The organism is Candidatus Bathyarchaeota archaeon, assembly GCA_026014805.1.
Taxonomy (GTDB): Archaea; Thermoproteota; Bathyarchaeia; order Bathyarchaeales; family SOJC01; genus JAGLZW01.
Genome location: JAOZHR010000026.1, coordinates 103301 through 112114, shown reverse-complemented (window position 1 = coordinate 112114; position 8814 = coordinate 103301). Strand labels below are relative to the sequence as shown.

The 8814-nt window shown below is 43.1% G+C and carries 4 protein-coding genes; 3 read left to right on the top strand and 1 reads right to left on the bottom strand.

Going from position 1 to position 8814, the window contains the following annotated elements; translation table 11 throughout:
- On the top strand, positions 1-5233 hold a 5233-nt coding region (locus NWE91_07375; GenBank protein ID MCW3986207.1), incomplete at its 5' end, for a PKD domain-containing protein.
- 355 nt (positions 5234-5588) lie between these two features.
- Here NWE91_07375 and NWE91_07370 read toward each other — a convergent pair.
- On the bottom strand, positions 5589-6848 hold the full coding sequence (locus tag NWE91_07370; protein ID MCW3986206.1) for a hypothetical protein: 1260 nt from the start codon (positions 6846-6848) through the stop codon (positions 5589-5591).
- A 245-nt stretch (positions 6849-7093) separates the two neighbouring features.
- Between NWE91_07370 and NWE91_07365 the strand changes: the two genes are divergently transcribed.
- Both NWE91_07365 and NWE91_07360 read left to right on the top strand, forming a co-directional pair.
- Positions 7094-7789: an acetate--CoA ligase family protein gene (locus NWE91_07365; protein MCW3986205.1), complete on the top strand. Its 696-nt coding sequence runs from the start codon at positions 7094-7096 to the stop codon at positions 7787-7789.
- Positions 7790-7882: 93 nt separating this feature from the next.
- Positions 7883-8806: a hypothetical protein gene (locus NWE91_07360; protein MCW3986204.1), complete on the top strand. Its 924-nt coding sequence runs from the start codon at positions 7883-7885 to the stop codon at positions 8804-8806.
- Positions 8807-8814: the final 8 nt, after the last annotated feature.

The window sequence follows — 8814 nt, the reverse complement described above, 5'->3', positions numbered from 1 at the left end:
GTCTCATGCATACACAGATAATGGAACATACACTGTTACACTAACCGTAACCGACGACGATGGCGCTACTGCTACTGCTTCCTCAACTAAGACTGTCTCGAACAGACCCCCAATAGCATCCTTCACGGAGTCTGCAGAAACCGTCTATACTGGGGAAACCATATACTTTAATGCTTCAGACAGCTACGACCCAGATGGTACTACCGTTAGTTACTTCTGGGATTTCGGAGATGGAACCAATGCTACCGGCGTCACAGTAGATCACTCATACGCAGATGATGGAAACTACACAGTGACGCTGACCATCACAGATGATGATGGAGCGACATCATCAACGAGCTCCACCAAGATAGTATTAAATACACCGCCTATAGCAGTCTTCACCGAGTCTACGGAAACTGGTTACACGAACGAGACTATCACGTTCAACGCATCTCAAAGCTATGATCCTGACGGTTCCATCGTTAGTTACTTCTGGGACTTTGGCGACGGCACTAACGTAACCGGCACAGTTGTAGTTCATTCATACATGGATGACGGAAACTATACAGTGACGCTCACTGTTACAGACAACGACGGAGCTTCGACTCCAACGTCAGCCACTAAGACTATTTTGAATAGGCCGCCTGTCGCCGTCTTTACTGAGTCCACAGAAACCGTTAATACAGGCGAAATCATCTCGTTCGACGCCAGCGACAGCTACGACCCCGACGGCACTATTGTTAGCTTTTTCTGGGACTTTGGCGATGGCACTAACGCCTCAGGCGTCACTATAGGCCACGCCTACGCAGATAATGGAACCTACACGGTAACTCTCATAATAACAGATGACGATGGAGCAACTGCCATCGCTACCTCGGTTAAGACAGTTTTGAACCGACCCCCAGTAGCTACGTTTACTCAGTCTGCAACCGTGGTATATACAGGTGAGATCATTCAGTTTGACGCATCGGGTAGCTCTGATCCTGACGGGGTTATTGTTAGTTACTTCTGGGACTTTGGCGACGGTACCAACGCCACGGGCGTTATAGTTAACCACGCATACACAGGTGATGGAACCTACATGGTGACCCTTGTAGTGACTGACGATGATGGAGCAACTACCACAGCCACAGGATCTACAAACGTTTTGAATAGACCCCCCGTAGCCGTTTTCACCGAATCGGCAGAAACAGTCTACACCAACGAGGTTATCTCGTTCGACGCCAGCGACAGCTACGACCCCGACGGCACTATTGTTAGTTACTTCTGGGACTTTGGCGATGGCACTAACGCCTCAGGCGTCACGGTTGGACATGCATATAGTGAAGATGGACTTTATACGGTCACCTTAACCGTGACTGACGACGACGGCGCTTCAGCCTCAACGTCAGCCACCAAAACCGTCCTGAATAGGCCTCCTGTGGCATCCTTCACCGAGTCCGCGGAAAGCGTGCTCGTCGGCGAGACCATATACTTCAATGCCTCAGCAAGTTATGACCCGGATGGTACTATTGTTAGTTATTTCTGGGATTTCGGTGACGGAGCAAATGGAACCAGCATGACCGTTGAACATACATACATCGATGACGGAGATTACACAGTGACATTAACGGTTACTGATGATGACGGTGTAAGTGAGAACACAACTTCGGCCAAGACTGTGTTAAACATGCCTCCAATGGCATCATTCGCAGAGTCTGCTGAAACCGTTTATGTAGGCCAACCTATCATGTTTAATGCTTCTGGTAGTTATGATTCTGATGGTTTCATTGTTAGTTATTTCTGGGATTTCGGTGATGGAACCAACGCCACGGGCATTGTTGTCGAGCACGCTTATTCCATAAACGGAACCTACACTGTTACTCTAACAGTCTCGGATGATGATGACGCTTCAGACTCAACTTCAGCTACCAAGACTATTCTTTGGAATGAAAAACCTGTAGCGTCATTCACCGAGTCTACAGAAACCGCCTACACTAGCGAAGCCATTTACCTCAATGCTTCTAACAGCTATGACTCGGATGGTTATATAACTAGCTACTTCTGGGATTTTGGAGACGGCACAAACGCAACCGGAATAGTTGTTGAACATGGCTATGCCGACAATGGCAACTATACAGTCATGTTAACAGTCACTGATGACAATGGAGCAATAAACACTGCCTCTGCAAGCAAAACCATCTTAAACAGGTCACCAGTCGCATTGTTTACAGAATCAACAGAAATAGTGTATACTGGCGAGGCCATTACCTTCAATGCGTCGGATAGTTATGACCCGGATGGTGTTATTGTTAGTTATTTCTGGGATTTCGGTGATGGTACAAACGCCACTGGCGTTGCCCTGAGTCACTCATACACAGATAACGGAACATACACTGTAACCCTCACTGTCACCGACGATGATGATGCTTACAACTCTACATCAGCTATTAAGACAGTCTTGAATAGTTCCCCTGTTGCTGTATTCACAGAATCGGGAGAAACTGTTTACACTAGTCAATCTATCATGTTTAATGCTTCTGGTAGTTATGATTCTGATGGTTTCATTGTTAGTTATTTCTGGGATTTCGGTGATGGCACTAATGCCACTGGAGTAATCGTTGGACATGTTTATTCTCTTAACGGAACGTTCACGGTGACACTAAATGTAACGGACAATGAGGGAGCTTCTGATGCGACAACTGCTACCAAGACCATTCTTTGGAACGAGCCACCTGTTGCATTATTCACAGAGTCCGCAGAAACAATCTATCAAGGTGAAACCATCACGTTCAATGCCTCTAGCAGCTACGACTTAGATGGCGCTATCGCTGGTTATTTCTGGGATTTCGGTGATGGAACCAACGCCACGGATGTGGCTGTTGAACATACCTATTTGTATGATGGTAACTATACAGTAACGCTTAACGTCACAGACGACAGAGGAGCAACGTACACGGTCAGCGCCACTAAAACGGTTCTCAACAGGGTTCCAGTAGTATTATTCACAGAATCTTCTACAACAGTTTATACTGGTGAGGTCATTACTTTTAATGCTTCTGAGAGTTATGATTCTGACGGTTTCATTCTTAGTTACCTATGGGATTTCGGTGATGGAACCAACGCCACAGACATCGTAGTAACCCATGTGTATGATGATGATGGGCAATACACAGTTACACTGACACTTGTAGATAACAACGGAGGAACATCCTCAGCAAGTGCCATCAAAACTATCTTAAATAGGCTTCCTGTAGCAATTTTCACAACATCTTCTACAACAGTTTATACTGGTGAGGTCATTACCTTTAATGCTTCTGAGAGTTATGATCCAGATGGAACAATTGTCTCATATTTCTGGGATTTCGGCGACGGCAACACCGCGTACGGCGTCATCGTCAATCACGCTTACTCATACGACAGACGTTACCTCGTGACTCTAACCATTACAGATGATGATGTGGCGCAGAACACAACAACAGTAAGGCTAATGGTTTTAAACAGATCCCCAGTAGCCAATTTTGTGGAATCTACCGAAACTTCTTGGGTTGGCGTCCCTATTGCGTTTGACGCTTCGGATAGCTATGATGCCGATGGGTATATTGCTAACTATCTCTGGGACTTTGGCGACGGCACTAATGCAACAGGCGTTACAGTTAGTCATACTTATTCTATTAATGGAACTTTCGCTGTGGTGTTGACTGTGACTGATGATGATGGGGCGTTTGGTTCAGTGCAAGCTGCCAAGACGATCCTTGAAAACGAACTGCCTATTGCATCATTTATAGAGTCGGCGGAAACAGTCTATACGAGCGAGACAATAATCTTTAATGCTTCTAATAGTTATGATTCAGATGGGTACATTGCCAGCTACTTGTGGGATTTTGGCGATGGTGCAAACGCAACTGGAATAGTTGTTGAACATGGTTTTGTCGACAATGGCAACTATACAGTCACGTTAACAGTCACTGATGACAAAGGAGCAACGAATAGTGCTACTGTAGTCAAAACCGTCTTAAACAGGTTGCCAGTTCCATCATTCACAGAATCAGTAGAAACTGCTTATGTTGGCGAAATCATCGACTTCAATGCCTCTGCAAGCTATGACTCGGATGGGTACATTACCGGCTACTTCTGGGATTTCGGTGATGGCACTAATGCTACTGGGATGGTCGTTGAACACGCCTATCTTGTTAATGAGACTTTCGCTGTGGTGTTGACTGTGACTGATGATGATGGGGCGTTTGGTTCAGTGCAAGCTGCCAAGACGATCCTTGGGGGCATACCCGACGTAGCAATAGTTAATGTTACTTCTACAACTGAGGTTTACAAGCATCAAGTCCTCAACGTCTCAGTTATCGTAGCGAACGAGGGCACAGAGGTTGAAACATTCAACGTTACTCTTTATGCTTCAGAAGTTCATGGGTGGCACCTAATCGAGATGGATAGCAACCTCGTATGGTATTCAAATGGCAAAAACTCAGGAGATTTTCTTTTAGTAACTTCAACTAGCATACCTGCTGATAGCCCCATGTTGACTTTTGAAACTAAATATAATATCGAGCACCTCTATGACTTCGGGTTCGTTCAAATCTCTACCGATGAAGGAGCAACGTGGGCTTCCCTAGAAAATGCGTATACCACTCACGAGCATCAACCTGACACGGATTCAAGCATTATTGCAAATCTTCCAGGATTCACTGGAACTGGTGAAGGCTGGCCAGAGTGGATGACAATGACGTTTAACCTCAGCGACTACGCTGGAGAGACTGTGCTTCTGGGCTTCCGCTACATGACCGACTTAGGGCACCTCGAGGAGGGCTGGTATATTAACAACGTCGCCATCAATGGATTCATCATATCTAACCAAGCCTTCGAGCAGCTCAATCCACCCACACTTAACGCCATTCAAACACTTACGGTTATTAACTTGGCTCCAACGGAGCAAACAACATTAATCTTCTCTTGGAATACAACAAGCACACTAAGTGGCAAATACTCCATAAGTGCGATTGCAAGCACTGTAAAGGGTGAAACCGATACCCTAGACAATGTCTATGTCGATGGCATAGTAAAAGTAAAGATGAACCCCGACATTGACGGTGACGGAGATGTAGACATTTTCGATGTTGTTGCTGTTACTGGAATCTATGGATGTTTGGAAGGAGAGCCTTGCTGGGACCCGAGAGCTGATTTGGTGGAAGATGGAGTAATCAACATTTACGATGTTGTTATAGTCGCAAGCCACTACGGTGAAACCATTGAGTTGTGAAAACGAGCATCTGAGCAAGCCCAATCCACAAATTCGCTAGAGACATGCACGATAGTGATTCTTACCTGTCTTTTCTTTAACAATGTGTCTCTGCACTAGTCGTTTTCATAATCATGTCCTTAAAAATCGTTCGTCTGAAGTTGCAAAGCTCCTATAACCAGATAGAATGAGGTGTTTTTCGCCGATCTAACCTTGATACATTTCTATGGCTTCTCTTTTTCGGTTTATATAGAAAGGTCGCCGCGTTGCAAGAAACGTGATTTTCACAGTAAGGAAGAAAAGGAATCCGCAGCGCCTTTTTTCTTATGGCTTTTCGACTTGCACGCACAATTCTTGACATGTAACATGGTCGTTCTTATCTAAGCTTTATTTTAACGTTCTTTTCCAAGATTTCGTACACTAATTTCTCCAGCATCTTCTTTTGTTCGTTAACCTTTTTCAGTAGTTGTTTATGCTCTTTTACCAGTGTATCTAGCCTAGCTCCAGATGCGTCTTTTCGTTTTCGCAGTTCCTCGAATCTCCTTTGTAGTTGTTTGGCTTTTCTTTGTGCTACTTGTGTTTCCTTTGAAGAGATCAACTGCTGATTTAATGAAAAAGCGTGTGTACAGTCTTGATGCAAGCTATCCAATTTATTTTTGTTCAGAATTGCATTGATTTCCTCTCTGCCCTTTCTCAAACGGCTACTCTTCAGCTTGAGTTTTCCTCCATCCATCGCCCGTTCTATCTTTCTTAATATACTTTTAAGCGTCGGGTAACCAGGCTTTTCGGTAGCAAAAGCAATAAACGAATCATCCAAGTAGTGGCTAAGCTTTTCTATCTCTTCTGCGGAAAGAGTGTACCCGGGACCCCTTGTCAGATTTGCAAACTTCATGAAAGGTTTTTGAAGATGCCTCAAATCGTATTTCACCTGTTTTCTTAGCTGTTGAATTTTCCGGTTCATTTCAGCAAGATCGCCGAGTTCCGCACTGCTTTTAATAGATTCGCTGTTTTTTTCGCTTTCTTCCATCTTTTGCTGAAGAAATTGCATCTTCTCTTCAATACTCGCTCTGTGCCCTTCATACTTGCTTGATTCGTCTAGTAATCTCATCATTTCATTAGCCTCCAAAAACAGTTTCTCTATGGCTTCTGCCTTTGAATACTCAGCTGACAAGAAATTACCTAACTCTGAGATGGAACCTACTAGTCTAGTGAATGCGAAGTCAACTTTTTTTCTCGTAATTATGAACAAGGGTGAAATTCGGGGAAACCAAGCATTCCTTTCTCGCGCAACATAAGAAAACATTTTCTCTAAATCTTTATGCAGATTATGTAGTTCACTGAAGGACATTTTGTCTGGAAAGGCTATTTTGCCGATTTGTTTCAGAAAATATCTGGAAAGCTTTTCTGTAACTCTAGCTTTGCGGGCTGCCTTTCCTCTTTCCATTTCTTTAGTTCCTTCTTCTGCCAGTTTCTCACAAGCTTTGCGGGCATTGTTTAGTCTCTCCTTTATTTTGTCAACTAATTTCTTAGCTTGCTCGTTAAAAGGCTGCAAAATGTTCGCTGTTTCGTCTCCAAGCCACTGTTTGAATTCTTTGATCTGTATCTCAGAGGTTATGGAAAATATTATCACTTCCATAATTGCTGTCTAACTCTAAAAATATGCAAAGTGATTATTTAGGGATTTCCGCAAATTACCTAAGGCAGCGTAATTGAAGGTTTATGTGGACTGCTGACAGATAATTATGTTTCATTTGGCTTTCTTATCTTAGCATAGTCTGGCTTCTTATTGGTGGCAACCCAAAAGTTTAACAATTCAGCAATAGTCAAGGCTAAAATATCTTAAGCCTCCAGCGTCTAAAATGAGTCAAGGAGTGTTGGGCTATGGGAAAAGTTTCAGAAATCCTCGCTAGCGTATGTAAAGAAAATAGGAAAAGCCTCCTAGAGCCTGAAGCCAAGACTATTTGTCAAGAGTATAACATTCCAGTCACGCGATTTGAAGTAGCTAAGAAAGAGGAGGAGGCAGTGAAGTTTGCTGAAGAAATAGGCTTTCCTGTTGTGCTAAAAATTGTTTCACCTGATATTATTCACAAATCTGATGTAGGCGGTGTTATGCTAGACCTGAAAACTGGCCCTGAGGTGGAAAGGGCTTACAGAACAATTCTGGCAAATGTGAATAATCATCAGCCAAGCGCGAAAATATTCGGTATCCTAGTGCAAGAAATGGCTCCATCCTCAACAGAAGTCATAATAGGCGCCATTAAAGATGATCAGTTTGGTCCAACAGTAATGTTCGGCCTCGGCGGAATCTTCGTAGAAATTCTAAAAGATGTGGCTTTTCGCATTGCTCCAGTAACAAAACAAGAAGCCGAGTTAATGATCACTGAGATAAAAGCCTACCCAGTTTTGAAAGGATACAGAAATCAGCCGCCCTTAGACATTAACGCCATAGCAGAAATAATAGTCAACACTTCAAAACTTGTGACAGATCACCAAGAAATAAAGGAATTAGACCTGAACCCGATTATGGTTTATGAGAAGGGAGCAAAAACGGTTGATGCAAGAATCATACTTGAATAAGCCTGTTTCAAACTCATCGATAAACGGATTTTCCTCAACATTCTCCATTCAACCGACAACACATATTTTCGTGCGCCTAGATGGTAGATATGCATGAGCGATTCGTCGACTTGCCATTGGAAATTGGATCAACTGAAAGTGAAAGAGGCAAAAAAATTGTCTGATGAACTAATAGAGAAAATAAAAAAACTAAACCAACAACTCAAACCTCTTAAACAGCAACGAGACTCTTTCAACAAAGAAACGGAGCAATGGGCAGAAAAAAGAAACGCGATCCACAAACAAATTAAGGACTTGCGATTGGAGGCTGCAAACACTAGAGAAAGACGTGACGCAACAAATACCAGAGTAAAAACATTAAAGATGCAAAGAGACCAGACAAGAGAGCTAATGAAAAAGAAAATTAAAGAAATCAAACAACTCAAAGAAAAGTTGCAGCTTCTAAACGCAAAGAAACCAAAACAGACTGCCAATACTCTAAGGAAAGAAAAAGAGGAAATCGAATGGAAGATTCAAACAACCTCCTTAACACTTCAGGAAGAAAAACCCCTCGTTGAAAAGGCAGATCGACTTGAAGTCCAACTAAACATCTACCAAAAAATAAGTGACACAAAAGAGAAAATCACAAGATTACACGACAAAACAAAAGCAATGGACAAAGAAGCGAAACTTTTCCACACACGACTTTCAGAAGTGGCCGACCAAAGCCAAGAACTCCACAAGAAAATGATGGAAACCATAGACAAAGCAAAAGCATTACAACCTGAATCAGACCACTATCACCAAGTTTTCCTCCAAAGTAAGCAGAAATCACAGAATATCCGCGAAGAATATATCGCAGTCGAGAGGAAGGTTAAAGCACTAAAAAAAGGGTTAGCTGAAACTGAAGAAAAAGAAAGAACACTGAAGCAAGAAGAGACACGAAAGAAGTTGAAAGCGAAAGCGTTGAAGGAACTAGAACAAGGCAAAAAACTAACGCTTGAAGAATTCAAGCTCTTGGCGGAAGAAGAGACCTAATTTACGCG